Below are 24,862 nucleotides of genomic sequence, written 5' to 3'. Positions count from 1 at the left end.
GTTATATTATTATCGGATTCACTTTCATCGTTTCTAAATTAAGGAACAGCCCGTGATGTTCCAACATCCCGTTACGGAACATCTTCCACAGGATATTGCAGCCGAGTTGTGCCAGCGTGGAGTTGATGAACAAGTCCTGCTTTTCCAACGCCTCCGCCAAGGAGCAACTCGGTCCAGAATCCGTCTCCTTCACTCTTGCGTATTTCACGAACCGGGTAATGACCTTCAACGAATCGACAGTCTTGTACAACTCGGAAGCGGGCTGTTTCATTTTCTTGGGTATGGTTCCCAATACAACCTGCCCCGTGTTTTGCGTATTCCCGAAATCCATCCAGTAAAGCGGTGTCTCGTAATCACGGTAATTCGAGGCGGGCACGGCTTTCAATACGTTCCATAAGTCAAGCCGTGACTTGATGTTGTCGGTACATGTGACGGTGATATTCGCCATGTCATCCCGTCTGGCATCTTTCAGCACGGTCGGGAAAATATCCGGTACCGCTTTCCAGTCATTGCCGAAGAAATTGTTCACACGGGTAATCAGGCATTGCGCCTTGTTCAGCCCCAGGTCGGAACTGCCGAAAAGCTGACGGCCGATGTTGGCATCCGTCACTATGTCCGGGTCATAAAGTGTCACGAACAATCCCGGATGTCCGAGTGCCCGCAATGTCACGTCCAGCCGTGCCAGACAGGTCAATACCTGCGAGCCGGTTCCTCCCGCGCCTATCAGATTCACCGTGACCGGGTGTTGCGGGTTCAGCAGATAGTTGTCTATGTAGTGTACTCTTTTCATTTCAATATATCTTTCAGTTTCAAGTTATTCAAAGGTTTCAGTTCGTCGAGGTTGAAAAGCTTGTCCTTGGCGGCTTTCGTCACCAGTACCAGGTTGGATCTGGTCGGGTTGCCTCCGCCGCCCAAGTGCGAGAACTCCGTCAGCCAGAACTTCTTCTCCCAATACTCCAACAGGTTTTTGTAGGTCAAATCTCTCGGCTTGTCTATTTTAGCGGAACCCAGACAGACATTTGCCCCTGTCACGTTGAAGAACGGTGCGGCATAAAGCTCCGTCTTTTCCGTCAGTTTCTTGTCCTTGTAAGCATATATACTCAACGAACTGCCACCTGCCACGTAAATGACTCCCGGCAGGTTGTATTTTGCATTCTCTACTTGAAGGGATTCCTTGAAAAACATCATCCGTTTCTGTGGGGAGTTGTACCAGATATACCTCTCACTGCCCTTGCGCAGGTCGCACCACAGCATATTGGGCGGAATCCTGCCGTATGGCGTGGTGCTGTGGCTTTCGGAATAACCGCGCACCAGTTCGTTCATGAAATCCACCGTGACGGGCCGGCCTTCTCCCATCATTCCGTTATCGTCTATATCCCTTATCTCAACAAAATAGTTGTTGTCAGAGGCATAAGAGTTGTCTTTCTCGCCTGAATAGGCAATCAACGCCGCCCTCGGATGGAGCAGCGTCCTCAATTTTTGGGTAAGTTCATTCGTTTCCAACATAATTCAACTGATTAAAGATATGAATTCGTCCGCCCACCGAAAGAACCGTTCCGGGTAATCGTCCATGCTGAACAGTTCTTCGGTATCGGGCGACAGGTCGCGGACGGTCACCGGAGTGATGTCGTAGGTCTCCCTGCTGTAAGAATTATAATAGTCAAGGAGATAGTCGGATACGATGTCGTTGATATCATACACGACCCTTATCTGCTGTTGCAGGTACATCGGGTGGAAGTCCGGATTCTCCGAGTAATAGGCGTCATAAGCGTATTGCATGATGCCCCGTGCAGGCGTCAGAAACGGGAGACCCCGTTTCATCGCATCGACCAAAGGCTGTTCAAACCCGTTTCGGGGTTCGTATGTATCCAGTGCTTTCGGCAGGTTCTTGTAGTAGGATTTCGATTCCACCCGTTTGAGCAGCCTGCTGATTTTTCCTTCCTGATAGGAGTTCAGCAGTTTCATGCGTTCTTTCCACTCCTCCGGGTCGCTGCCGTCATCCTCCGAAAGCATTTCAAACAAAAAGTCCGATTCTTCGTAATCCACGAATGTATCAATGCCGTTTGCTTTCATCAGTTTATGGATAAAGGTAATGGCAATCCTCCTCAAGACAGGGTTGAGCGATTCCAGAAACTTCACCGGAAAGTAATACAGCGTGAAACTTCCCCACTTGTGGTATTTCCACAGCCGGAAGAAAAGCCTGCCGGCTTCCTGCTCGATGTTGACATGCAGTTCGTCACCGACAAGCGTGTTCATTTCATCGTACAGATTGGCAATGCCTTCCCCGACACTGTTTCCGGGCGTGTGTACTCCTTCCTTCTGCAACAGCAGGGAATACCTGAAATACGAATCACGCAGGAATTCGTAGTTATCCCGCGTGATTACGTTTATACTGTTGCATTCGCCGCTGTCGTAACAATCCACGGTAAGATTATTCTGTGCCAGCGGTATGAAGGCTGTGCTTAGAAAAGAATTACGGCCCCGCTTGGAGCCGCAATCCGTTCTTCCCTGTTCACGCCGTACCGTACATGCCTTTGCGTCTGACCGATGATGAGCTTCGCCAGCTGCCTTGACTGTTGTTCGTCCAATGGTACACATGGTTTCCTTTTCTTGTTGTTCTTTTTCTTTCGTTCCTTCTTCATGCTTCCTATCCTTTGGTCCCGATGGTGGTCTTGAACTCGTACACGGCTTTGTCGTCCTTGATGACCGGTCCGTGTACCGTTGCCGTTGTCAGCTCCGGGTAGAAGTTGGAGTAATAGCTCATGACCATTTCGGGGCTGTCCGACGGGTTGGGATCATCGAGCATTACCATTCCGCTGCCTTTCTTGAATGTGAATGAGCGCGTCATTCCTGTTATTTCGAGTGCCATAATCTTATACTGCTTGATATTGTGAGACATGATTTTCTAACATGGACTGCGGGAAATCGGGATATTCCTCGTAATCCTCCGGACGGTAATTTGGTTCATCCTCTCCGACATGGTAATGTGGGACCAGTTCTTCCGGGTGCTGTGCCGGCTCCTGCCAATGTGTCCCATGGTATCCTCCGTGTGCGGGTTGTGGAGCCTGTTGCGGCACGGGCTGCTGTCCCATGTAGGGTTGCGACTGTGGCTGGTAATATTGTCCCGGTCCTTGTGGCGGTTGTTGCGGCGGCCACATTGCCTGCTGTTGCTGAGGGCCGGCTGCCGGTCTCTGCTGTCCGCCGGGAGCCTGCGTTGCCATCGGTCTCTGCGCCTGCGGTTGCGGAGGATATTGTGGAGCCTGCCGTGGTTGTTGGGGTGCGGCTGCCGGTTGTGCCTGCGGCTGTTGTGGCTGTGGAGCCGGTTCATCCATCAGTTCAAACAGGCTGCCCTTGTTCATCGCCTTTGTCTGTTCCGCCACCATCTCGTCGATTTTCTTCTGGTCCTGTGGTTTGGCGTAAAGACGTGCCTGCCCGAGCGCGGTAACCGCCTCCTTGTGGTTCTTGGCGGCGATCAGTTCCTCCGCTTTCTTGAAATGTTTCTCGTACTTCTCCCGCTTCTCCTTTTCCTCTTTCGTTTCCTTCGCTTTGGTCTCCTTGGCAGCCTTGCTCTCGGACGCTGCCTTCTCAGCCTGCGCCTCGAATTGCGCCATGTTGGAAATCAGTCCGGTAGTCTTCTGTATAGGACGTGCTACGGCTTGCAAGAAGCCGGCGTCCAGTTCCTGCGGCAGCCCGCTGACGGTCAGTGGTACGAGGTGGTTCTGGGCTTCGTCCTTCAGCCCGTTCGACTTCGGCAGTAAGGATACTGTCAGTTGTCCGTTCGCTTTGCGGATGACAAGCGTGAGATCCACGCCTTCGGTCATCATCTGGTGGATTGCTGTAAAAAACATAATTTGATGTATTAAAAGTTATTACTGGGTTTTATTCTTCACTGAACAGTTTGGCCAGCAGCCTGTTCCTGTCGGGATGGCGGCTGATTTCCAGTATCGGGTTCAACAGGGTGGAAATGTGTACCGGTCCTGTCGTCCCCCGTGGCGGGAACTTGACGGCAGGTTCGGGTTCCACCGTCCTTTTTCTTCTCGTTACCGGCATGGGCATCCTCATGGGAGCCGGCGGTGCGCTTGTTGCAAATGCTTGGTTCATGTCTCTTTATTTTTTTAATTGTGAATATTCGGGCTTTGGCAGCCCGTGAACTACAAGGGCCCGACGGCAGATGCCTTCGGTAAGGCAAGGTTTTCGGGAAAAATACCGCAAGCCTCCGGCGAGGATGATTTTTTCCGAAACCGCAAGGCTTGACCTTGCCGTCCGAACAAAGGCATTTGCCAACTTTGCCCGGTAGTTTCCGGTATGCCAAGTCTGTGTTTTCATCCCTTTTCCTTTTATCCCTGTCGTTATGGTTTCCGGTTCCACAGAGGGCGGAAAACAAAAAGAGCCGTCCCGGAAGACAGCCCTGTTCTGTAAGGTTCCACTTGATTTTGTATGGCAGTTATGTTTCATGGTCAAATATTGTCAGGATACCAGAAAACTGAGTATGCAGAAAAGTATGGCCGCAGCCACCAGAAGGCAAGCTATCCGGTACAGGAACCTGAAGAATCCCCTGAAACACACGATGGCTACCGCAGCCCACACGGGGGATATGCCCCGTGTGTACATATAACTGAACACGATGAAGGCTGCAAAGCCCAATGCGATGGTCCGTACCCATCTGTTCGCTTGAATCTTGTCGATATATTCCCTTGTTTTCATGACATTCCGATATTAACGGGTGAAACAGTCTTTTCCAATTTCAAGGGCCGGGATGCGTACCGCCTCCACAGGCAAGGTTTTCGAGGGAAAATACCGGAGCGGCGCGAGGATGATTTTCCCCGAAACCCGGAGGGCCTGACCTTGCCGGTGGAAAAAGGCGGTGCGCTACCTTTGCCCGCGAATTGGAATGACGGTGTTATTTTTTCTTTCCGTTCCCGGTTTTCGGGAACGAGAATACCGTGTTGTATTCCGCATCGAAAGTGACGGCGGCATCGAACGGTACGCCTTTCTTCCCCTTGAACCCCTTGATGAGTCTGGTGGTGCCGGAGGAGAAAAGCTGTTCCATGTGGGTGTCGGTCAGTTCCTTGTTCAGGATACGGCGGAACACCAGCAGCCCGCACCCGTCATGGGCACACCTGGCCACTTTGGAACGGAGGATGATTTTCCCCGTCTTGCACTTGGGGCAGGTGAACGCCCTTTCCTGCATGGCCGGGAATTCCAGACGCAGGATCTCTTCGGTTGCCCTGCGGGTGTAATCCCGGATGGACTGCATGAAGGTTTCCGTATCGAGGGTATGCCCCTCCACCTGCGCCAGGGTCTTCTCCCAGCTTCCCGTCAGTCCCACGTCCGCCACACGCATGTCCTTCACCGCCTCATAGATATACATCCCTTTTTCGGTCGGGATGATACTTTTGCCGGAGCGGGCGATATAGTCACGTTTGACAAGGGTGGTAATGATGGCGGCACGGGTGGCGGGTGTGCCTATGCCCAAATCCTTGATGGCCTCCTTCGCCTGTTCGTCCGTGATGTTTTTCCCGCAGGTCTCCATCGCCGCCAGCAGCGTGGCCTCCGTGTACAGCGGCTTGGGCAGGGTCTTCTTCTGCGCCAATCCATGTCCCATGACCGGAACGGTCTCGTCTTCGGCAAACTCCGCCGTCCCCCCGTCACGTTCCGGCTCGTCCTTCTCTCTGTCCTCCTTTCTGGCGAACACGCCGCGCCAGCCCGGTCTGACAATGGAGGAAGAGCGGGAACGGAACGCCATTCCCTCGCAGGCACATTCCATGACCAAAAGTTCCTTCTCGCAGGGTGGCGAGAATGCTTCCAGCATCCTTCCGGCTATCAGGGTGTAAACGGTAGATTCCGCCTCGGACAACCCTTCGGGGATGATACCCGTGATAATAAGGGCATGGTGGTCGGTCACTTTCGTGTCATCCACGCTGCGGGTATTCAGACTGGACAGGTCGAAAGACTGTCCGTATTCCCTGAATTCCGGCATGGAAACCACTTTTCCCAGCAAGGAAGGAATGTACAGCATGACATCCTCCGGGATATGGCGGCTTCCCGTCCTCGGATAAGAAATAAGCTTCTTTTCATACAAGGATTGGGCGATGGAGAGGGTCTTCTCCGCTGTCAGGTCATAATGGACGTTGCAATCTTTCTGAAGCGTGGTCAGGTCGTACAGAAGCGGGGCCTGTTGGAAAGTCTTCTTGTGTTCCGACCCAGTGACTGTTGCCACAGAACCGGAAGTGATTTTCCGGTATGCCGCCTCTGCCGCATCCTTCTCCTTGAACTCTTCCGTGTGGATGAACATGCGGTGCGCGTCCTGCCGTTTCAGCGTGAGGTGCAGCTGCCAGTAAGGGGTAGAGACGAAATTCCGGTTCTCCTTGAAGCGGGCACATATCATGGCGAGCGTCGGGGTCTGTACACGTCCTATGGAGTTGTTCGCCGAGCCGGAAGCTATCGCCAACGCGCGGCTCGCGTTCATGCCCACCAGCCAGTCCGCCTTTGCCCGGCAGTCGGCGGCGGCATACAGGCTGTCGTAGTCGCTGCCGTCCCGGAGGTTCGCCAAACCCTCGCGGATGGCCTCGTCGGTGAGAGAGGAGATCCACAGGCGTTTGAACGGTTTGGTATAGCCTAAGTAGGAATATATCCAGCGGAAGATAAGTTCCCCTTCACGGGCACAGTCGGTAGCCACGATGATGCTGTCGCACCGGTCGAACACGCTGTCGATGATTTTCAGTTGTTTGGCGGCGGCGATGTCCGTCACCATCCCTTTGTCCGTCCTGACCTGGCGGGACACCAGACGGAACGGGTCCGGCAGCATCGGGAGGTTTTCGGCGGAGGTTTTCGTGTAGCCATACGCACCGGGCATGGCGAGCGACACCAGGTGTCCCAACGCCCACGTGACCATATACCCGTTGCCTGTACAGTAGCCGTCTTTCTTGTCGGTAGCCCCGACCACACGGGCTATATCCATGCCGACACTCGGCTTTTCTGCTATGATTGCTTTCATGTTCGGATAAAATTTAAGCCGTTCCCCGCTACCGGAACCGGAAAACGGGAAACGGCGGTTTGACATTTTTTACTTGTTATAATGGATGGGCGTTTGTCAAGCCACCGGCTTGACACCGAGGATTTCAATCAGTGCCCCGTCGTCCTTGCGCACCAGTTGCAGGGTGGCGTCCATCACCACGTCCACGCCCAGCAGCACGAGGCTGAGCGACATCACTCCTGTCTTTTCCCCCTTGAGAAGCGTGTCAAGTTCCCCCGACATTTCCAGCTCGTCCTTCAGTATACCGATTCCCGCGAGTTCTTCCCAGTTCACGTCTTCCGCCTTGAATGGCGTGTTGTTTTTATTGTTTACGTTCATATTCCTGTTTTTTTTGATTTGACATTCATTCTGATTCACGCTCAGGCAATGCTTGCCCCCTTGGATTTGCGGCCAGCCTGTTCCTGTCCCTGCTTCTGGGCGTTCGCCACCACGTTGCGCTGCGATGCATCACGCTTGCGGTCCGGGTTCTCGTTGTAGAAGTCCAGCCTGCCCTGGTTGAAGTTCGCCTTGACATACTGCGAGATGGTCTTTCCATCGTAGCCTTTGATGCCCTCGACCAGTACCGCCTTGCCGCTCTGGAGGTCGGCACGCTGGTTTCTCGTCAGTTTCACATCCCATACCTTTTCCGGTATCTTGAACTCGGCACGCTGCTCGAAGCCGTCCGGCGTGCGTGAGTAACTCAGGCGTCCCGTCTCCAGGTCCGCCTTGATGAAGGAGGAGAACTCCTCACCCTTACGGTTCACCATGTCGTTGAGGAAGATGGCCTTGCCCTCGCGCAGTTGCTGCTGTTCCTCGGCGGTGATCTTCACGCCGTTAATCTCCATGGGAATGTAAATTTCACGCGCTCCCTCCGGGGAATCGGGATTGTAGCGTGTGTAGGAAGGTCTGCCCGTGGCCTCGTCCAGCTTGACATACGAGGAGAACAACTCACCGTCCTTGCGCTCCATACCCTCCACGAAGATGGCCTTGCCCGCGTTGAGGTCTTCAATCTGCTGCTTGGTAAGTTCCACGCCGCCCAATGACTGGCGGTTGAAGAGCTTGTCGTTCTCGAAGATGTATTCGATGCCTCTGCGTTCGGCGTTGACCTGGATGTGGGCGTCGAACTCCTTGCCGTTATTGGAAATCATGCCTTCGATGAACACCTTCTTGCCTTCCCGCAGGTCGTTGATTTCCTGGTCGGTCAGTTTCACACCTTTGATTTCTTGCGGGATGTAGGCGTTTTCCGCGCGCATGGCGACCACCTCGTTGGTGAGCTTGTCGATGCTGATGAAAGAAGGGATGTATTCGCCGTTGCGCCCTTTCAGTTCCACGACACGTCCCATGTTGCCTGTCTCCAACAGGTTCTTCTTGTCCTCTTCGGAGAAGATGTGACCGAAGTACGGGCGTTCGAGTTCGGGTTTCTGGCGGATGCCGTGGATACCTAATACGATAGGGCCTCCCACGGACTGCTGGAATGACAGTCGTGCATCGGTACGTAATACGGCGGAGCCGAAATTCATGCTGATGGGTACCACCTGGTTGGTCTTGTAGCCCCTGAGCATCTGGTCAAGGAGACCGCGCTCCATGAGGTATTCACGGGAAAGTCCGAAATTCTTCAGTTCCTCCCAGTTGATCATGGACTCGTTGTAGCGGTACTTGGGTTGCTGCGTGCCGTCACCTTGGGCGGCCTGCTGCTGTGTCTCATTTTTCTTTGCCATTTCTTCTTGATTTTGATTGTTGATACTTTGGTTTTCCTTGTCGCGTGGAACGATTTCGTATTTTTTGAGGAAGTCTTCCACGGCTTTTGTCTGCTTTCCGGCGGCGAGGTCTTCGATGGCCTGCTTCACTTCCGGGCTGTCCAGCGTATCCGCCTTGACGGAGAGGATGCCGAAACGGGTCGGGTCTTTGAGCTGGCTCCAGAAGTTTTTCACGAAATTCTCGAACATGTTGGCGTACCGGTCGATTTTCAGGAAGGAATTGCTGTGTTCCTTGTCTGCCGGAACGGTGCTGTATTTCCCGTCCTTTCCGATTTTTGACACCGCCTGTAAAATCAGTTCCATCTTGTCGAGGATGAACACGATGTCACTCATCTGTTCGTTCTCGCTCACTTGCGGCTTCAGGGGTTCGTCCCTCACATTTTTCTTTGCCATAACTTTGAGTTTTTAGAGTTGATAACTACTATTGTCACCGCAAATATATATAGCAAATTTTGATAAATAATTGGTTTACAACACGTTGTACTACACATTACATCGCTTGTCATCACGTTTCACCGCAGGGGTGACAGCACGAGGACAAAAAAAGGGAAAAACGGAAGAAAAAGGGCGGAACAAGGTACGGGGAGGCATAGAGAAACCGAGGCAGGGAAAGGGGACGAAGTAGAAAAAAGGAAACCTGTATTATGCAGAGTTGAGAGCGAGCTGCTTTTGTCCCCACTTCCTTGTATTTTTCATAAGACAGGCGGCTGAAAGGAAAATGATTTAGTAATTAGAAAAATGTTCCAATTGAGACGGCCTGATTTTGTAAAATACCGCCATCAGTTTTTGTCTTGACCTTGTCCTATGCGTCGTAGGTCGCTTCGCTTGCTAAGTCCCGACCTTTTCACCCAACTCGGACGGCGATACCGGAACGTTTTTTCGAAGAAAAATTACCGCAGGGAATTTTTTGCGCGAAAACCGGAGGCCTGAACGTGAAAGGTATCGTCCTCCGAGTTATCTTCTCAAAGGGACTTAGTGAGTGAAGCGTGACTTAGGATGGTTATTTATAGAAGAATATGGAAACAAGCTCTTGCATGATATGGAAAAGTGTAACGGGTGCATATAAATAGTCAGAAAATCATTACTTTCGCATAATCATTGCATGGAAGCGGTACTTTTCATGTTCATTTTTATGGTATAGTTCATTTTTAATGAACATGGCTTAGAAATGAACATCCCCGATTTAAGTCTTATTTTTACGGATTATCCGTAAAAATCGGATAAAAAAGTTGTCCATGAGAAATTAAAACGCTATTTTTGCAGAAAAGTAGCAGAATTATGATATTAAACTTAGAATTTAAGAATTATCGTTCGTTCAAGGGCACATGCTCGTTTACAACCGAACCGACCTCTTCAAAAGCAAAGGTCGAAAATCTGTGTGAGGTTGAAACTAAAGCGGAGGGTAACAAAAAGGCATTGAAAATTTCCTTGATTTTTGGTGCCAACGCTTCAGGAAAGACCAACATTATAAAATTCCTGTACGGTTTCAGGCGTTGGGTATTGAATCTGGATAACCGTGTCGGTGAAGATATCGCTTTGTACCAGCCTTTCAAGTTCGACAGTGCAACGGCAGACGCACCGATAGAATTCTCTATGGAGTTTATTGCACAAAGAGTAAGGTATAAGTATGAAGTCTGTTTTTCCAGACTGCAAATCGAATCTGAGTCATTGATATCCTATCCTAACGGCAAGCAGACGTTACTTTATGAACGCGCATTGCTTCCGAAGGATAAGGAATCGGACACCATCAAGTTCGGTTCAAGTCTTTCCACGTCCAAACCGTTCAACGTATTCAAGAACCAGCTGTTGATTTCAAAGTTCTTGAAGGATACGCCCTGCGAGCCTATAACCAATGCCGCAAAGTATTTGGCGGATATGGTTATTTCCAACGGTTTCCATGAAGATACCGTACTTGGGGAAGACAAGGAAATACTCAGGTGGCTCTATTCCCGTCCTGACAACAAGAAGATGCTTGCTGAATTTCTGGCTTTCGCGGATACCGGACTGGCAGATTTTCAATTGGAAAAGCGAAGCGGCGATGTGGAAGTAACAAGCCAGCATGGGTTATACAAGGATGGCGAAAACATCGGAAAGACTGATTTGCCATTGAAGGAGGAATCCTTTGGAACAAGGGCGTTGTTCATCATCGGTTGCCATATATTGCAGGCGTTGCAGAGTGGCAGTCCGTTCTTTGTGGACGAGATGGACTCCGGTCTTCACTCTTACATTACACAGTTGATTGTTGATATATTCAGGAATGGACGGATAAACAAGAAGGATGCGCAGTTGGTTTTCACTACGCATGATGTAAACCTTCTTGACCAAAATACCATCCGTAAGGACCAGGTCTGGTTTACGGAGAAAGACAAGTTCGGCGTATCGGAAATGTTCACACTTTCGGACTTTGATGATGTGAGGGAAGATACCCTGTTTGCCAAATGGTATTTGAACAACAAATTTGGAGGAGTGCCTTCATTGCAATCATTGGAAAAACTCTTTGTGGAGGATGGCAAGAAATAACGAAAATACACGTCACAGCAACTATGTAATCAGGATAGTGTGCGAAGGGGACAAGACCGAGCCGCTATTCTTTACGAGCCTGTGCGACCTGTATTGTAAAGACAATGACGGCATGGATGTCCGCACCATTCCACAGCCTCACATTCCACAGGATGAAGAAACGGATAATTCCCCCAGAGGCAGTTACAAAGGGAAAAAACGCAAAATCAAGACAGACGGGAAAGACGCCGCTGAAGATGTGGTAATAACCGGAGCCCCACCGTTAAAGTGGGTCTTGTACGCACGGCAAATCTTGTCGGAAGGGGTTGACGAATCTTGGGCTGTCTATGACAAAGACAAGCATCCGAAGCATGAAGAAGCCTTGGCTGAAGCCGATAAGGTAATTGACGGGAAGAAAGTCAATATCGCATTTTCCAGCCGCAGCTTTGAATATTATCTGCTTCTCCATTTTGAGTACATTTACTATTGTTTCAATGAGACGGAATGCGGGGAAAAGATCCGGGGCAAGAAACACATATTTGAATGCGGCACTGGAAAAGAGCCCGAAAAAGACTGTGGCGGCAAGAACTGCATAAACGGTTACGCAAGAAAACAAGGATATTGGCAGGAAACCAAATCTTCAGAATCAACATTCCCTCTTGTCAAGGATAATCTGTTGAAAGGGATGGTCAATGCTTGCAGGTTAAGGGCTGAAAGTGACGCGAACACGGAAGAACCTGTTTACAACAGAAATCCATATACAAATGTGGATATCCTTATCGGCAGGCTGATTGGCAAGGAAACCGTCAGTTATGACAGCACATTTGAATATAAAGAACATGGCTGTGACTGGTCTGTCAGGTTCGGCAAAGATGGTTTGATTGTGACAAATAGCAAAGACGGGGTTGAACTTTTTAGAAAGGGAATGTTCGTCATATATGATTGGGAAGAAAAACTTGGACGTGAATTAAATGACAATGCGCTTTTGATTCAATCTGGTGAAATGAAACTGCTACCTTGCCAACTGGAACCTACCCAAGTCATTTCCATCAAAGTCACACCCGAGAAAGAGATATTGCTGTTACCTAAATTTGCTATATAGGAATTTAATAGTTGAATTTTGTGGTTTTTCTGCAAAAATTGAATTTTAATTTCGTTAATAAGAATTTTTGGTTTTCTGATTTTTGAAATCATGAAACAGCCATTAAAAATAAAGCGAGTCAAAAAAGTGCAGAGGTAATCAGTTTATGATTACCTCTGCACTTTTTTGACTCAATACTGTGTATGGTACTATACAATTTAGGTATGTATGCTCCACCCGTGAAACGGTCCTCCAATCATTACGGCAAAGGATCGGTCCGGCTTGCCATGATAGAGCAGCCCTCCGACAATTCCTTTTGTCCCATCTTTCGCCACTTCTGCGAAACCGAATGAATATGGCGAGGAATCATAGTACAATTCTATTTCGCACCTGCCATTGGAATTGGCTTCCCATTGCTTGAGCCGCTCGATACATTTATTCAGCGTTTCGTCACCGATGCTCTCAGCATACTTGACGGTCTTTTCATAATGTCCCTGACATTCGATTCTCATATCCGATGTTTTAAGTTGTTAGTAACAGTTCTTCGTATATCCCGAAACCAATGCATCCGGCTATGATGAAATCCTCCTTACCTTTGTCCGCCAGTGATTTCAAATCTTCCAAGCTGTCGCAGTAGAAGAATATCTCATCATCCTTCTCGTTGTCGGAATCCATCACCAGCGCAATCCTCACTACTTCCGTTTCCAACGTGTCGCACCACCGGATAATGCAGTCCGCATAATGAGGTTCACATTCTTGCTCGCTGTAGAATTTCAGGTAATGACTACCTATTTCTTTCTTGACTTCCTCCGGCTTTTTCCAAGTGCTATCGTCTACGATTTCAAATCCGAGTCCTTCCACCAACAGGCACGTTCCCTTGTCATACACCATCATGGTGCGCTTTCCCATGTGTTTTTCGCGTATTTCCCCCCAATTGGGTAAGTCCCAACGCTCCACAGTCCAAGTCCCGCGATAATCCTTCGGGATAGAATTGTATTCGCTTAATGTTATCTTTCTCATAGCAGGTAGTTTTAGTTTGTTACAAAAGTCACCTTGTGAGTCTTGCACGGTTTCCCGAATGCCGGACGTGGGTTGAACTCCGTGCATGATTCCCAATCCACACTCATCGTGTAGCCGTTCGGGAAATTCTCGCCGATGAACCGGCTTATCATTTCCAAATCCTCGTTCGGCAGGAACAATTCTTCCTCGATGCCGTACTCCAATGCGAAAATCGCCCATTCAGGAATGTTATCCCAAACGAGCGTCTGTCTGTTTTTCTTGTGCATAATGTCAATGTTTATTGCGGTGATACCATAAGGCTGTTGATGATTCCTTCCAGTTCCGTTTCCCATTTGTCCGTACCGTCCATGACCGACGGATAGGTCAGTTGCTGCCACTGCCGGTAATCAAACAGTTTCATTCTCAGCGGATAGTAGTCGAACAATTTCCGGTTGCCAAAAAATACTCTCAGGTGGTTGGTTCCCACCTCCATCAGTTTCAGACCATAATTGTCAAGAATCTCATGGAATCTTTTCATCGGTGTGAAGTTGCTTCTGCCCATAATTTCTTTTTTTAAGTTAAACATCCACGGCTCGGCGAGCCGGTATTTTATTTCTCGCCTGCCTTACCGTTCCGTGTCGGATTGTGCAAGGTTTTTCGGGAAAATACCGCAAGCGAAGCGCGGAAGATTTTCCTCGAAAACCCGTAGGGCTCGACCTTGCTCAATCCAAAAGGCACGGGACGACCTTTGCAGGCTGAAATAAAAAAGCGGCCTTTCAATGGCTATTCATTATCCTTGTCATTTTCTTCCTGTGGTATCAGGTGTTTCAAATCAGGGTCGTTCTTTATACGGGTTATCTCATCCTCGATTATCCGCACCACGTCCGCTTTTATCTGGGAATAGTTTCGGTCTATCTGCTGTTGCATGATGTCGTTGCCGTCCGCATCCCTGAATTCGTTGATGACGGGTATTTTCTTGTAGGCTTTGGTTTCCGCCGCTACCTTCTCGTTATCGACAATAATGCGGGCATGGAAAATCTTCTGGTCAATTTCTTCCCCGAAGTTGTCCGCTACGCTGCCCACGAACGTACCCTGTGAGAGGTTGGCGATTTTCGATGCCGGAATGAGGGAGTCCATCTGTGTGTTGATGGAGGTGGAGGTGTCCTGCCGGTTGATGGAAATGGACTGCCGCTGTTGGAGTATCTTTCCGAAGCGTTCCGAAAGATTCTTTGCTGTTTCTCCCACAACCTGACCGCTGAAGATATTGCCCACTGTGTTTTGGATGACCTTCGCTTCTTTCTCACCGTAGTCACGGGTCAACTGCGAGAAGTCCTGAAAGCCGAGACAGACCGCCACCTTGTTACTACGGGCGGTGGCAATCAGGTTGTCGATGCCGCGAAAATATATGGTCGGCAGCTCATCTATGATGATGGATGATTTGAGTTGCCCCTTCTTGTTCACTAATTTCACGATACGGCTGTTATACAATCCGAGGGCTGCGGAATAGATGTTCTGCCTGTCGGGATTGTTGCCGACACACAGGATTTTGGGGTGCTCGGGGTTGTTCAGGTCGAGTGTGAAATCATCGCCGGTCATCACCCAGTAAAGCTGTGGGGAAATCATTCTTGAAAGCGGGATTTTCGCACTTGCTATCTGGCCTTGCAACTGGTCTTGTGCGCCCCCTTGCCAGGCGTCCATGAACGGGGATAGGTAGTTTTCCAAAGACGGATACGAGGTAAGAATAGTGAAAATATCGGCATACGGCTTGTTCAGAAATTCTATCGCGTGAGGGAACGTGCAGTATTTACCGTCCTGATAGATGCGCAAATACCATATAATAGCCGCCAAAAGAATAATCGGGGATTCCACGAAGAAATCACCTTGTTTCTGTATCCAGGTCTTGTTCAAATTTAAGAGTATGGTGTATGCCGATTCGTAGGCATCACTGATATCCACCATGAATTTCGGGTTGATGGGATTGCACCGGTGGCTGCGTCGCGGGTCGTCGAAATTTATGACATAAAATTCCGGTTTGACCTTGTATTTATCAAGATTTTTCAGCAGTTCGTTATAGGCTATAATGGAAAGGTCATCGAATTTATAATCATACAGATAAAGAGAGAATCCTTTGGAAATCTGCTGTTTGATGTAATTGTTTACTACCGCGTAGCTCTTGCCCGAACCGGGCGTTCCAAGCACGATGGTAGCGCGGAAGGGGTTGATTATATTGATCCATCCGTCCCATTCCCTGCCTTGATAGACAAACTTTGTCGGCAGGTTGACGGAATACTCATTCTCCATGAGCCGTGTCTCCTGCATGAAGCTCTCATTGGCCGTGTTGAACACATCTTCCATGAGATTGTTCTTCAGCATCCGGCTTATCCACACGCCGGACATCAGCAGCAGGATATACCCGGCTGTAAGTGTTGCCGTGTACAAGGCGGCATTGACCATCGGACTGAGCGGCAGGTCGAGCATCCACCAGTTCATGAAAAACAGCACCAGTCCGGCAAGGAAAGAGGCATATATTTTCTGCCATGTCATCTTTTGGTTCTTTACGCCTTTTGTACCCAAGCACGAGAGGGCGAGGAATATGACGGCAAAGACCTTTGTTATGAGCAGGTTGCTGAAAAGCCCTGCCGTCCGCTGGAAATTCAGGAGTATCCTGTCGACTACCCCGATATTGATACCCATATCCACGAATGAACGGTAGCAGTACCAATAGACGTGGATGACAATAAACACGATGGATATGGCACGCATGAACTCCATGACCTTGGCCAGTCCTCTCAAATCATCTTCTTGTTGCATAATGATATAATTTTAATGGTTCGTTTATAAATTCTGTAATCAGGATACTCCACGGGAGCGGCGCTTCTTTTTCTTCTTGCGTTGCAGCCTGCGGGCAAGAGCCTCTTCCTGCGGGTCGGGACCGTTGGTTTCAATGCCGAAGATTCCGAAAGCCTGCTCGATGGAACTTTCCATATCGGAGGAGAAACCGCCTTGCCGGTCAAGGTCAGGCACAGGCGCGTCCAAATCGGGAATATTGACCGGACTGTTGAACAACCGCTCGAAGGCATTTGCCGAGAACTCCTTGCCGAGCCGGGAGCCGTTGTACACCTCCCGGTTCTTGTGGTCGATGAAAGTCGCTCCATAGATACGTCCCTCGTCATTTTCACGGAATACCGCATCAATGCCTTTTCCGGCAAGCAGACGGACGAACTCGTCCCTGTCTCCACGGCATCCGTGCATGGCAAGTGCCACCTCGTTCCGTATCTTCGGTTGCCATTTCTTGTTCCTGTATTCACGGGCGTTGTACCCGATACGCTTTTCCAGTCCCTCGTAACCGTACCGTTTCCCGATAAGGGAAGACTTGACAGGAGTACATACCGGCTTTCCCGTATCGTCAGTCATGGTATAGACGATGCCGTTATAGGGTGTACCATCGAACTCGCCCCTGACCTGTTTCGCCTCGATATTGAAACAGGAAAGCAAGGCGCTGAATTCGCCAAAAGACTGGAAACGGTACGAGCCGAACACGCTCTTCACGATATTGGAAACCTGCCGTTTCACATCACCGCTTTGGTAGTCCGCCTTCTTCATGTACGGCTCCAGCAACTCCTTCCGCTTGTCCTCCACCTGCTTCAACCCGAATTTCTTTTCCAGCTCCCGGCAGGCTTTCATCGAGCGGTTCCACTCGTAGGTGTCGTCTATCTTTTCCCCTTTCTCGTTCACGCAGGTAGAAACGATATGGATATGTCTCCTGTCTATATCCTCGTGTACATATACAATGTAGGGCTGGTCACCGTAGCCCATTCGCTGCATATACTCTTTTGCCAATTCCGCGAATTGGGCATCAGTGAGGCGGTCATCTACAGAAGGGTTCAGGGAAATATGCAGGATGGGCTTTTCCGTGTTCTTGTTGGCGAGGAGGTAGTTGTCAAACGCCCAAAGGGTCTGCTGCATGACACGATCCGGATTGCCTGCCACATCGGTAATCATACGGTTTCCCGCAATGATACGCGCGGTGGTGTCATTCACTTTCTGCTGGTTGTAGGTGATTGCTCCGTAGAGCGAGACACCCCTGTTGATTTTCGCCACCATGTCATTCCTCCTCCCTTTTCCTCTTTATCAGATAGGCATCTTCAAATTCACGGGTGAGCATGATAATCCGCTTGCTCAGCAGCACCAGGTCTATCGTTGCCTTTTCAAGATTGCGGAGCAAGGCGTAGGCCCGTTTCTCCCCGAAGTTGGTCTTTACGGCTTTTACCGTCTGGTTGTAATTGTTTCCGATACTCTGGAACTGATGGTAGAAATTGGTCAGACGGATGTAATAGTCCATCGTTGCCTTGTCGATTTTTACTACCTTGATTTCTTTACCGAAAATCATTGTCTTGATAAACTTGGAGCGTTCCTTTAATCCTGATTTTTGGAATTGAATGTCAAAACGTCCGTTCTCTTCCGAGTTCAACCGCACTACATAACGATGCACGGCAGGGTCGGATTTTGGTTTTCTACCCACTCCTTTTTTTGATTTTTTCCTCTTGTTTTCTTCCATATGCATTGATATTTTCTGTTTCTGATTTTCCGTCCCGGATTCACGACTTTGGAGTGAATCCCTCCCGAGCCGTCAGGCGAGCGGCAAGTTGTTTTGAGTGCCCGAATTTATTTCGGGTGCCTCAAAACACAACTTGCTATGTTCGCTTGAACATGAATTTTCCTTCCGTCAAATTGTGTTTGACCCTCCGGCCTCATTCTTCGGCTTCGGGAAAGCCCCGCAGCGGTGTCCGTTCCGTTGTCGGTGCAAAGTTACGGCGGTATATACTACTGTAAAATAGTGAGTTATATGTAACGTGATGACAAACGATGACACAGGTCGTCACCTCCCTTGAAACATGGTGCCGGTATGAAAAAATACCCTTTTATTTGCAGCGTGAACGGATGAAACCGCACTTCCGATAATGGTATAATGGTCATATTGTTTGATGCTTCCGTTATCGGTCCGGATAGTGGAAGCAATGTCGGATATGACAGTTATCGGAATGTCATGACCAACAGACCGACCATTAACGGAAAGATGCTATAACGGATAAGTTACCGGTCGGAATAACGGATGAAGCATATCGTGGTCGGTTGGAAGGAAGCGTTCACGGATTGACGGATGAAACAGATATATATTCAATAACCCATTAAAAGAAAAGATTATGAGCAAAGAGCCTTTATTCGTTGCAGTCAGCAACCAAAAGGGAGGGGTCGGGAAATCGGCCTTGACGGTAGTGCTTTCCAGCTACCTCCATTTCGAGAAAAACCTGAACGTGGCAATCATTGATTGTGATTCTCCACAGCACAGCCTCGTGCGCATGAGAGAACGGGATAAAAAAGCCATTGCCAACAGTGCCTATTTTCAACAATTGTTACAGCAGCAATGGAATCGCGTACCAAAGAAAGCTTATCCGATTGTCGGGTCTACTTCGGAAAAGGCAAGGGAAGCCGCGGACGAGCTTGCCGCAAGCGGTGACTATGATCTGATTTTTGTGGATTTGCCCGGAACAGTGGAATCCACGGGGGTGTTCCGCACCATCGTCAATATGGATTATGTCCTGACTCCCACCACTCCCGATCTTATCATCATGCAGAGCACGCTCGCTTTTTCCACGACGGTTCTTGATTATGTCAAGAACACGAAAGATGTGCCGCTCAAGGATATTCTCTTCTTCTGGAACAAGTTGAAAAAACGTACCAACGTGGAAATTTACAAATCCTATGCAGAGGTCATGAGGGAACTGCATCTGACTGTCCTTGACACCAAACTTCCCGATTTATGCCGTTACGAGAAGGAAATCACACATGCAAAACGTGATTTTTTCCGCTGCACCCTGCTGCCTCCGCCTCCCAAGCAATTGGAAGGAAGCGGTCTGAAGGAACTGGCGGAGGAGCTTATTGTCAAACTTAAATTGGAACACGCATGACAAAGAAAAAGGTGGAAGTGAATGAGGATATCCTCAAGAATATCATTGTCGGGGATATTCCTGTATTCGGCAGGGCGCAACCCATGAACGAGAATACGGAACAACCCGGACAGGAATCCGTACCCGTCAAAAATACGGGACCGGCTCCAGCTACGGAACCGGTTGAGATACAGTCTGAGAAAACGTCCCCTGTAAAACCTCGAAAAAAGAAAGATGAAGCGGGTAGCTATAGAGACAAGTATCTGGTAAACATTCCGGCATCTAACCGTTCCCATGTCTATATAAATCGCGAGGTGGCCGAATGTATCAAGCGCATCCTTCCGGTCATTGCCCCGGACATGAGCATATCGGGGTATATAAGCAATATCCTCGTTGACCATATCCAGCAGCATTGGGAGGAAATCAGCGAATTGTATAACAAAGAATATTACAAACCATTAAAACCATTTTAGTCATGACACAGATTATCTTTCACATTGCGGCCATTGCCTGCATCGTTTACACAGTTTGCCGTTTCGGATTGTTCATTCACAAAAGAATGCGCAAGAACAAAAACATCGGAAAGCACGTCCACGTTCCTCCGCCCGAAACTTCCGGCAAAGCGGAACCGGATACCTGGGAAGACACCGCTTGTACATCTGCCTTAAAGGATGTCATCAACACGTCTTCAATTCAAATCGTTGAAGATCCATCGTATCGAACGACATATCTGGTAAATCACCCTATAGGTAATCGAATCCAGGTTTACATAAACAGGGACAGCTATGCCTACATCAAACGTTTTTTGGCAGTTGTCGCTCCGGAGACATCCATGTCAGGATATGTAAGCACAATCATTGATGAGCATCTGACAAAATATGAGGATGAGATGTCTGAATTATACACGGAAGCCATAAATAAACCCCTGTAGCCATGGAAGCAAAAATTTATTTCACGATAAAACTCGTGTGTGCGGTTTTCATATTCCGGCAACTGTGGATATTCATCTTCAATCGGGAAATGTATGGCATTTGGGAGAAAGCCTACCGCTTGATGCGCATAGTCCGCATCAATCTATGGAAATACCGGAAGAAACGTTCGGAACAAAAAGCGCGTGAGGCCAATAAAAAGGCAAGGCGAAGGGAAAAGACCGACGCACACAACAGGCATACGGCACAGCCGTCTTCTGCTGTTACTGAAGATGTAATCGGCAAGACAAAAATTGTCTATCTCGAAGACCCGGAAGTGGCGAGAAAAACTCCGACACGTTCCGAACCTATGGAAAAAGAGTCGATAGAGGAGGATGAGGAAATCGGTCCGGATGATGTAATACAGGAAGAAAAAGGTCTCACCAAAGAGGAAAAAGAAGAATTGATGGCTCCTGTGGATGCTGAACCTGACCCGGATTTTGACACAGCCATGACCTTTGAGGATATAAACAATGTGGCAGAGGTGCTGATATCTGAAAATCCGGATGAAGAGAAAGCCATACGTGCAGCCACTACCATACATCACAAGATGCACGATACGGTTATACTATCTTTTCTCACGGACAAGTTGAGTAATCAGGAAAAGGTAAACCGCCTGGTCAGCGAATGTCTGGATGAATCGGGCAGACCGTTGGCAAAACGAAAGACCGCATCCAAGAAGGTGGAGGCTTTCAACATAGATAAATTCGTTTAATTGTTTCTTTTTGCTGTCATAGTTTTTGAAGGCATGTCGATGTGATATCGGTGTGCCTTTTCATTTTCAGAGAATATCATCGGATAAAATTCAAATAATCATATCGTTATCATAATGGCAGGATTCGTACCTTTGCAAAAAATGAATGATTATGGCAGTGACAAAAGCGATATTGGAGAAATGGATGGTGGAGCAGAAACGCCACCGCCTTTTCGACAAACAGGTGCAGATGGCCCGTGAACTGGGATTGAACCCTGGCAAGCTCGGAAAGATAGATAACCACAAGCAGGATCACGAAAAGAAAAGCCAAAAAGCGACAAGAAAAAGATGAGTCCTACAAAATGTTCTTCCCGTTTCCGAATACTGCTGTTCCCCGTTACGGCGGGCAATTACCACTTGCAACCCCAAACTGAACCCGAAGCCGAGCATATAAATCGCCAAGAACCATATTCCGGCAATGGCGGATGCGCCCAGTTCCACATCACCCACATGCCCCAAGAACAAGGCATCGGTAATATTTATCAGTTGTTCGATAAGGATGCTCATCATTACAGGAAAAGCGATGAGCCAAATTTTCTTATAGGTATAATCCATTTGTTCAAACCAATATGATACAATAAGCCATGCCGCTTGGACAGCACAACAATCTTGTAGATTTACAATTAGGGATAATGACAAGGCAGTAATAGACAAACTTAAACGATAAGCCTGTCTATTGCTGAATAGCGTTAATCGAGGGCGCTATTCGCCCGGCGTAGCTATATGCACAACTGCCATTTCATATTGTTGAACAACTATTCTTTTTCTGTTAGGGCTACAAAGATAGCGTTTTTCCCTGAATTTGTATCTGTAAACTATCAATTAGCAGTTTTAGGAGAAACTATATTTTTGTGCTATACCTATTATATAATATGCAAATCAGCCCCCCGGAAAGAAAGATAGCTGGCAGAATAAACCAATAGTTGTTACTTATCAGAAACTTGGCTATCCAAAAAGAAGGGAGAAATGAAAATACATATTGGGTACTATCTGTAATGACAAAAGGTATGATCAATCCCACCATAACCAAAGCAGATACTTTTGCAAGTGCCATACCTTCCACTTTATTCCCCGCGTATGCTAAAATAATCATAGCAGCCACAACGCTTAGTATTGTAGCCAATATGGATATGATAAATGTAGTCCATAATGACATATCTGATACGGAACAGAAAGAAAGCAGCACGAAAGAAACAATGGCTGCAAATAAAACAGGAATAATCAATCTTGATATAAGATAACCCTTCTTCCCAAGTGGGGTGATTGTGATATACCTGTTGATTTTCATATCTGTTTCATCCAATACCACCAAGACCGAAGCGAAGCAAATCATGTAAGGACACATAATTGCAAGGAATAAATCCAATATCGGATAATATAGACTGAAATCCTTTAGCATCGGATAATGCTGTACAATTAAGGGGAAAACAAACCTATATATTGCCGCTAATAGTAACGGAATACATATTATTGCAGATAACATACCATCTGAGAATATGTTTCTGATAAACATTTTGAAAGAAATAATATTCTGATTCATAATTATATCGTCATCATTTTTTTTACTGACAGACAAGAAAAAATATACATCGCAATGCACCAAATGCTTATTGCCATTAGAGATATGACACTGATATTTCCAGACATAAGTTCTATCAGACTTATACTTGGATGTAATAGCATAACTCCCGATTTATAGCCCATTGTATAAACAGATATGGGAGCTACGGATATTATTAAAGTGGGAACCATAATCAGCATAAAGTTATTCATGGTTGAAATGAAAGCGGAAAGTGATATTCCAACCAGTGTGAATAATGCTGAACCTAACATAATTCCAACAGCAAGATGTATGTAAGAATGTTCCATGCCTGAGAACAATGCGATGAGAACTCCACTTAGCAAAGAAATTAGTCCAATGGAAATTACCTTTGACAAAATGTATGCGTGTATCGATATGGGCGAAACAGCTAATGCCTGCATTACTTTTTCGCTTTTCTCGAATAATATGATTGCTCCCATAAACATTAATCCAATCAGCACGGGGTCTGAAAATATAAGGGTAGTTGTGCATAGTTCTTTCCACTGCATAGGAAGAATGCGCAATACAGCAATATACACCAGTGTAAATAGCGTATATAGGGCATAAAAACCATATTTGTATTGTTGCCGAATATCGCCAAGTATTAAACCTTTAAGTTTCATAGTAATTTCCTCCCTGTTATTTCTGAGAATATATGGTCTAATGTCGGCTCATTGCTATGTATTGACAATAAGGCATTAGCTTGAATCAGAGATTGCAGCTTTTTGTCTGTACTTATTTTGTCAAGTGCGATTGTAGTATTCAATTCTTGTTGATTCTCCAAATATGAATATGTCACTTCATTATAACGCCTTGACATGATAAGATTATGAGGAGTGTCCATAGCTTTAATGTTGCCATCGACAATAAATGCCACACGGTCACAAAGTTCGGTCGCATCGTGCATATTGTGAGTAGTCAGAATGATTGTCACTCCTTTATTTTTAAGCTCACGAATAATGTCTTTCATCACTTGGGAGTTTGAGGGGTCTAAACCTGATGTTGGCTCATCCAAAAATAACACTTTGGGTTGATGAATGATTGACCGGGCAAAGTTTAATCTGGATTTCATTCCTTTAGAAAAACCTGCCACTTTCTTGTTGGCATGTTGTGACAGTCCGACCATTTCTAATAGTTGTTCGGCAGGAATAAGCTTGCTGTCATATAAAGAGCCAAAGAATTTTAAGTTCTCCAATGCGGTGAATTTCTCATAAAAACTAGGAAATTCAAAATCGACACCAATACTCTCATAGAAATGGTCAGGCTTATTTCTAATTTCATTATTATTAATAGAAACACTCCCCTTATATTTAGGGAGCATACCTATTAATATCTTTTGAAGAGTGCTTTTTCCTGCTCCAGAAGGTCCTAAAAAGCCAAATATTTCTCCGCTTCTTACTTGAAAATTCATATTCTCAATAAATGGTAGTTGAGAATAACTAAACGATAAGTTTTTTACTGTAATCATAATTTTTAATTTTTATATTTTATGACTAAATTAGTCTATATGGTCATATTGTGAATTCAGAGCATCGCCATGTAGCATATTTGCACATAGTCAGTTGATATTATATAATCTTATTGTGTTGGATTAGTCTTTAAGTAGTTGCTTTACTATTCCCCTAACTATAAACTTGAAAACTTCATTGTAAATATCTGTTCCAATTGTTTTCTCGTTTAGAATAGTCAAGAATGCAGCTCTTAAAGCCCCTGCAAATACCTTTGTGTCAATTGATTTACTTTCTGGAATAAATTTCAGCACTTCGTTTGCCAGCATGACATCATCATCTACGTGTTGTGAAAGTACTTCTTGAGGGAGCTTTCTACTTAGATATTCCACGTCACTATTCACAAAGACAGATACAAAGTATGGCTTGTTGTTGATTAGCAAGTCAGATATAATATCTGTCAATGTATCAACCGTAATATTATCGGTATGCTTATTTATGGCATTAAGAAATTCTTTTTCCAATTTCTTATGATAGTCTATTATTGTATCAAAAAAAAGAAGTTCTTTTGATGTATAGAATAGATAAAATGCTCCTTTAGAAATATTAGCATATTTAACAAGCTCATCTACAGAAGTTTTACGTACCCCTTGTTGCTGGATAAATAGCAAAGCTCCTTCTTTGAGTTTATCCTTTATAAGCTTCCTTTCGTTGTCATCAAATGCTTTTGCCATACCGTGTGACTATTTTATTATTATTGGTCACTGCAAACATAAGCGTTATTTTTGAATTGACAAAGAAATATCAGTTT

At 47.0% G+C, this 24,862-nt stretch carries 29 protein-coding genes and 1 pseudogene; 7 read left to right on the top strand and 23 right to left on the bottom strand.

The annotated features are described in order from the left end of the window. Window position 1: 1 nt before the first annotated feature. The 11 genes from L0M98_RS13810 to L0M98_RS13760 form a co-directional block, all read right to left on the bottom strand. Window positions 2-790 carry a PRTRC system ThiF family protein gene (locus L0M98_RS13810; RefSeq protein WP_151875313.1) on the bottom strand — a complete coding sequence of 263 codons (789 nt, stop codon included), beginning with the start codon at window positions 788-790 and terminating at the stop codon, window positions 2-4. After that, window positions 787-1,506, bottom strand: coding sequence for a prokaryotic E2 ligase family D protein (locus L0M98_RS13805; protein ID WP_227216630.1), 720 nt, complete (start codon window positions 1,504-1,506; stop codon window positions 787-789). The genes L0M98_RS13810 and L0M98_RS13805 overlap by 4 nt, the downstream gene beginning before the upstream one ends. 3 nt (window positions 1,507-1,509) lie before the next feature. After that, complete coding sequence (locus tag L0M98_RS13800; RefSeq protein ID WP_122141201.1) at window positions 1,510-2,598, bottom strand: hypothetical protein; 1,089 nt, start codon at window positions 2,596-2,598, stop codon at window positions 1,510-1,512. Between the two features lie 49 nt (window positions 2,599-2,647). Then, a complete protein-coding gene (locus tag L0M98_RS13795; RefSeq protein WP_122141209.1) occupies window positions 2,648-2,869 on the bottom strand; it encodes a PRTRC system protein C in 222 nt (73 codons plus the stop codon). Between the two features lie 4 nt (window positions 2,870-2,873). Then, window positions 2,874-3,848: a PRTRC system protein E gene (locus tag L0M98_RS13790; RefSeq protein WP_172774810.1), complete on the bottom strand. Its 975-nt coding sequence runs from the start codon at window positions 3,846-3,848 to the stop codon at window positions 2,874-2,876. Window positions 3,849-3,879: 31 nt separating this feature from the next. Continuing rightward, window positions 3,880-4,101: a hypothetical protein gene (locus L0M98_RS13785; RefSeq protein WP_025076690.1), complete on the bottom strand. Its 222-nt coding sequence runs from the start codon at window positions 4,099-4,101 to the stop codon at window positions 3,880-3,882. A gap of 6 nt (window positions 4,102-4,107) precedes the next feature. Further along, window positions 4,108-4,326 (bottom strand): hypothetical protein, encoded by a 219-nt coding sequence (locus tag L0M98_RS13780; protein WP_172774811.1) that lies wholly within the window; start codon window positions 4,324-4,326, stop codon window positions 4,108-4,110. A gap of 141 nt (window positions 4,327-4,467) precedes the next feature. Beyond that, entirely contained in the window at window positions 4,468-4,704 is a 237-nt protein-coding gene (locus tag L0M98_RS13775; protein WP_008766683.1) for a hypothetical protein, read from the bottom strand. Between the two features lie 196 nt (window positions 4,705-4,900). Beyond that, the gene (locus L0M98_RS13770) at window positions 4,901-6,997 is read right to left on the bottom strand and encodes a type IA DNA topoisomerase (RefSeq protein WP_172774812.1); all 2,097 of its coding nucleotides are present in this window, start codon (window positions 6,995-6,997) and stop codon (window positions 4,901-4,903) included. A gap of 96 nt (window positions 6,998-7,093) precedes the next feature. Next, window positions 7,094-7,354, bottom strand: a complete 261-nt coding sequence (locus L0M98_RS13765; protein ID WP_008766681.1) for a DUF4099 domain-containing protein — start codon at window positions 7,352-7,354, stop codon at window positions 7,094-7,096. A 41-nt stretch (window positions 7,355-7,395) separates the two neighbouring features. Further along, window positions 7,396-9,165, bottom strand: coding sequence for a DUF3945 domain-containing protein (locus tag L0M98_RS13760; RefSeq protein ID WP_151875309.1), 1,770 nt, complete (start codon window positions 9,163-9,165; stop codon window positions 7,396-7,398). Window positions 9,166-10,050: 885 nt separating this feature from the next. On the opposite strand from L0M98_RS13760, the gene L0M98_RS13755 reads away from it, so the two are divergent. Continuing rightward, the gene (locus tag L0M98_RS13755; RefSeq protein ID WP_065539546.1) at window positions 10,051-11,292 is read left to right on the top strand and encodes an AAA family ATPase; all 1,242 of its coding nucleotides are present in this window, start codon (window positions 10,051-10,053) and stop codon (window positions 11,290-11,292) included. Then, window positions 11,279-12,373 carry an RloB family protein gene (locus tag L0M98_RS13750; protein ID WP_065539547.1) on the top strand — a complete coding sequence of 365 codons (1,095 nt, stop codon included), beginning with the start codon at window positions 11,279-11,281 and terminating at the stop codon, window positions 12,371-12,373. Before L0M98_RS13755 ends, L0M98_RS13750 begins: the two co-directional genes overlap by 14 nt. A gap of 197 nt (window positions 12,374-12,570) precedes the next feature. Here L0M98_RS13750 and L0M98_RS13745 read toward each other — a convergent pair whose 3' ends face one another. The 7 genes from L0M98_RS13745 to mobA form a co-directional block, all read right to left on the bottom strand. Continuing rightward, window positions 12,571-12,864, bottom strand: a complete 294-nt coding sequence (locus L0M98_RS13745; RefSeq protein WP_065539548.1) for a DUF4120 family protein — start codon at window positions 12,862-12,864, stop codon at window positions 12,571-12,573. Window positions 12,865-12,874: 10 nt separating this feature from the next. Continuing rightward, the gene (locus L0M98_RS13740) at window positions 12,875-13,372 is read right to left on the bottom strand and encodes a hypothetical protein (RefSeq protein WP_065539549.1); all 498 of its coding nucleotides are present in this window, start codon (window positions 13,370-13,372) and stop codon (window positions 12,875-12,877) included. 11 nt (window positions 13,373-13,383) lie between these two features. Next, on the bottom strand, window positions 13,384-13,638 hold the full coding sequence (locus L0M98_RS13735) for a DUF6926 domain-containing protein (RefSeq protein WP_008766675.1): 255 nt from the start codon (window positions 13,636-13,638) through the stop codon (window positions 13,384-13,386). An 11-nt stretch (window positions 13,639-13,649) separates the two neighbouring features. After that, the gene (locus L0M98_RS13730; RefSeq protein ID WP_065539550.1) at window positions 13,650-13,913 is read right to left on the bottom strand and encodes a hypothetical protein; all 264 of its coding nucleotides are present in this window, start codon (window positions 13,911-13,913) and stop codon (window positions 13,650-13,652) included. Between the two features lie 221 nt (window positions 13,914-14,134). Then, entirely contained in the window at window positions 14,135-16,162 is a 2,028-nt protein-coding gene (gene mobC / locus L0M98_RS13725; protein ID WP_065539551.1) for a conjugal transfer protein MobC, read from the bottom strand. A 39-nt stretch (window positions 16,163-16,201) separates the two neighbouring features. Then, the gene (gene mobB / locus L0M98_RS13720) at window positions 16,202-17,455 is read right to left on the bottom strand and encodes a conjugal transfer protein MobB (protein WP_065539552.1); all 1,254 of its coding nucleotides are present in this window, start codon (window positions 17,453-17,455) and stop codon (window positions 16,202-16,204) included. Between the two features lies 1 nt (window position 17,456). After that, window positions 17,457-17,915 (bottom strand): conjugal transfer protein MobA, encoded by a 459-nt coding sequence (gene mobA, locus L0M98_RS13715; RefSeq protein ID WP_065539553.1) that lies wholly within the window; start codon window positions 17,913-17,915, stop codon window positions 17,457-17,459. Window positions 17,916-18,555: 640 nt separating this feature from the next. Between mobA and L0M98_RS13710 the strand changes: the two genes are divergently transcribed. From L0M98_RS13710 to L0M98_RS13690, 5 genes are all read left to right on the top strand, one after another. After that, window positions 18,556-19,320 carry a ParA family protein gene (locus L0M98_RS13710; RefSeq protein WP_008766669.1) on the top strand — a complete coding sequence of 255 codons (765 nt, stop codon included), beginning with the start codon at window positions 18,556-18,558 and terminating at the stop codon, window positions 19,318-19,320. Next, window positions 19,317-19,772, top strand: a complete 456-nt coding sequence (locus L0M98_RS13705; protein ID WP_008766668.1) for a DUF3408 domain-containing protein — start codon at window positions 19,317-19,319, stop codon at window positions 19,770-19,772. Before L0M98_RS13710 ends, L0M98_RS13705 begins: the two co-directional genes overlap by 4 nt. 2 nt (window positions 19,773-19,774) lie before the next feature. Beyond that, window positions 19,775-20,230 carry a DUF3408 domain-containing protein gene (locus L0M98_RS13700; RefSeq protein WP_016270787.1) on the top strand — a complete coding sequence of 152 codons (456 nt, stop codon included), beginning with the start codon at window positions 19,775-19,777 and terminating at the stop codon, window positions 20,228-20,230. A gap of 2 nt (window positions 20,231-20,232) precedes the next feature. Continuing rightward, window positions 20,233-20,982, top strand: a complete 750-nt coding sequence (locus L0M98_RS13695) for a DUF4122 family protein (RefSeq protein WP_008766666.1) — start codon at window positions 20,233-20,235, stop codon at window positions 20,980-20,982. A gap of 151 nt (window positions 20,983-21,133) precedes the next feature. After that, window positions 21,134-21,313: a hypothetical protein gene (locus L0M98_RS13690; protein WP_008766665.1), complete on the top strand. Its 180-nt coding sequence runs from the start codon at window positions 21,134-21,136 to the stop codon at window positions 21,311-21,313. Here L0M98_RS13690 and L0M98_RS13685 read toward each other — a convergent pair. The 5 genes and pseudogenes from L0M98_RS13685 to L0M98_RS13665 all read right to left on the bottom strand — a co-directional run. Continuing rightward, window positions 21,298-21,576: pseudogene (locus L0M98_RS13685) on the bottom strand (MATE family efflux transporter); the annotation flags it as partial. The gene L0M98_RS13690 and the pseudogene L0M98_RS13685 overlap by 16 nt on opposite strands. A gap of 286 nt (window positions 21,577-21,862) precedes the next feature. Continuing rightward, window positions 21,863-22,354 carry a hypothetical protein gene (locus L0M98_RS13680; RefSeq protein WP_237961726.1) on the bottom strand — a complete coding sequence of 164 codons (492 nt, stop codon included), beginning with the start codon at window positions 22,352-22,354 and terminating at the stop codon, window positions 21,863-21,865. A 209-nt stretch (window positions 22,355-22,563) separates the two neighbouring features. Beyond that, window positions 22,564-23,226 (bottom strand): fluoroquinolone export ABC transporter permease subunit, encoded by a 663-nt coding sequence (locus L0M98_RS13675; RefSeq protein WP_016270785.1) that lies wholly within the window; start codon window positions 23,224-23,226, stop codon window positions 22,564-22,566. Beyond that, complete coding sequence (locus L0M98_RS13670) at window positions 23,223-24,071, bottom strand: ABC transporter ATP-binding protein (protein ID WP_016270784.1); 849 nt, start codon at window positions 24,069-24,071, stop codon at window positions 23,223-23,225. Before L0M98_RS13670 ends, L0M98_RS13675 begins: the two co-directional genes overlap by 4 nt. A 123-nt stretch (window positions 24,072-24,194) precedes the next feature. Further along, the gene (locus tag L0M98_RS13665) at window positions 24,195-24,785 is read right to left on the bottom strand and encodes a TetR/AcrR family transcriptional regulator (RefSeq protein WP_008766657.1); all 591 of its coding nucleotides are present in this window, start codon (window positions 24,783-24,785) and stop codon (window positions 24,195-24,197) included. Between the last annotated feature and the right edge of the window lie 77 nt (window positions 24,786-24,862).

This window comes from Butyricimonas sp. DFI.6.44 (assembly GCF_022132345.1).
Lineage (GTDB): Bacteria > Bacteroidota > Bacteroidia > Bacteroidales > Marinifilaceae > Butyricimonas > Butyricimonas muris.
This window is presented reverse-complemented; position numbering and strand designations above follow the sequence as displayed.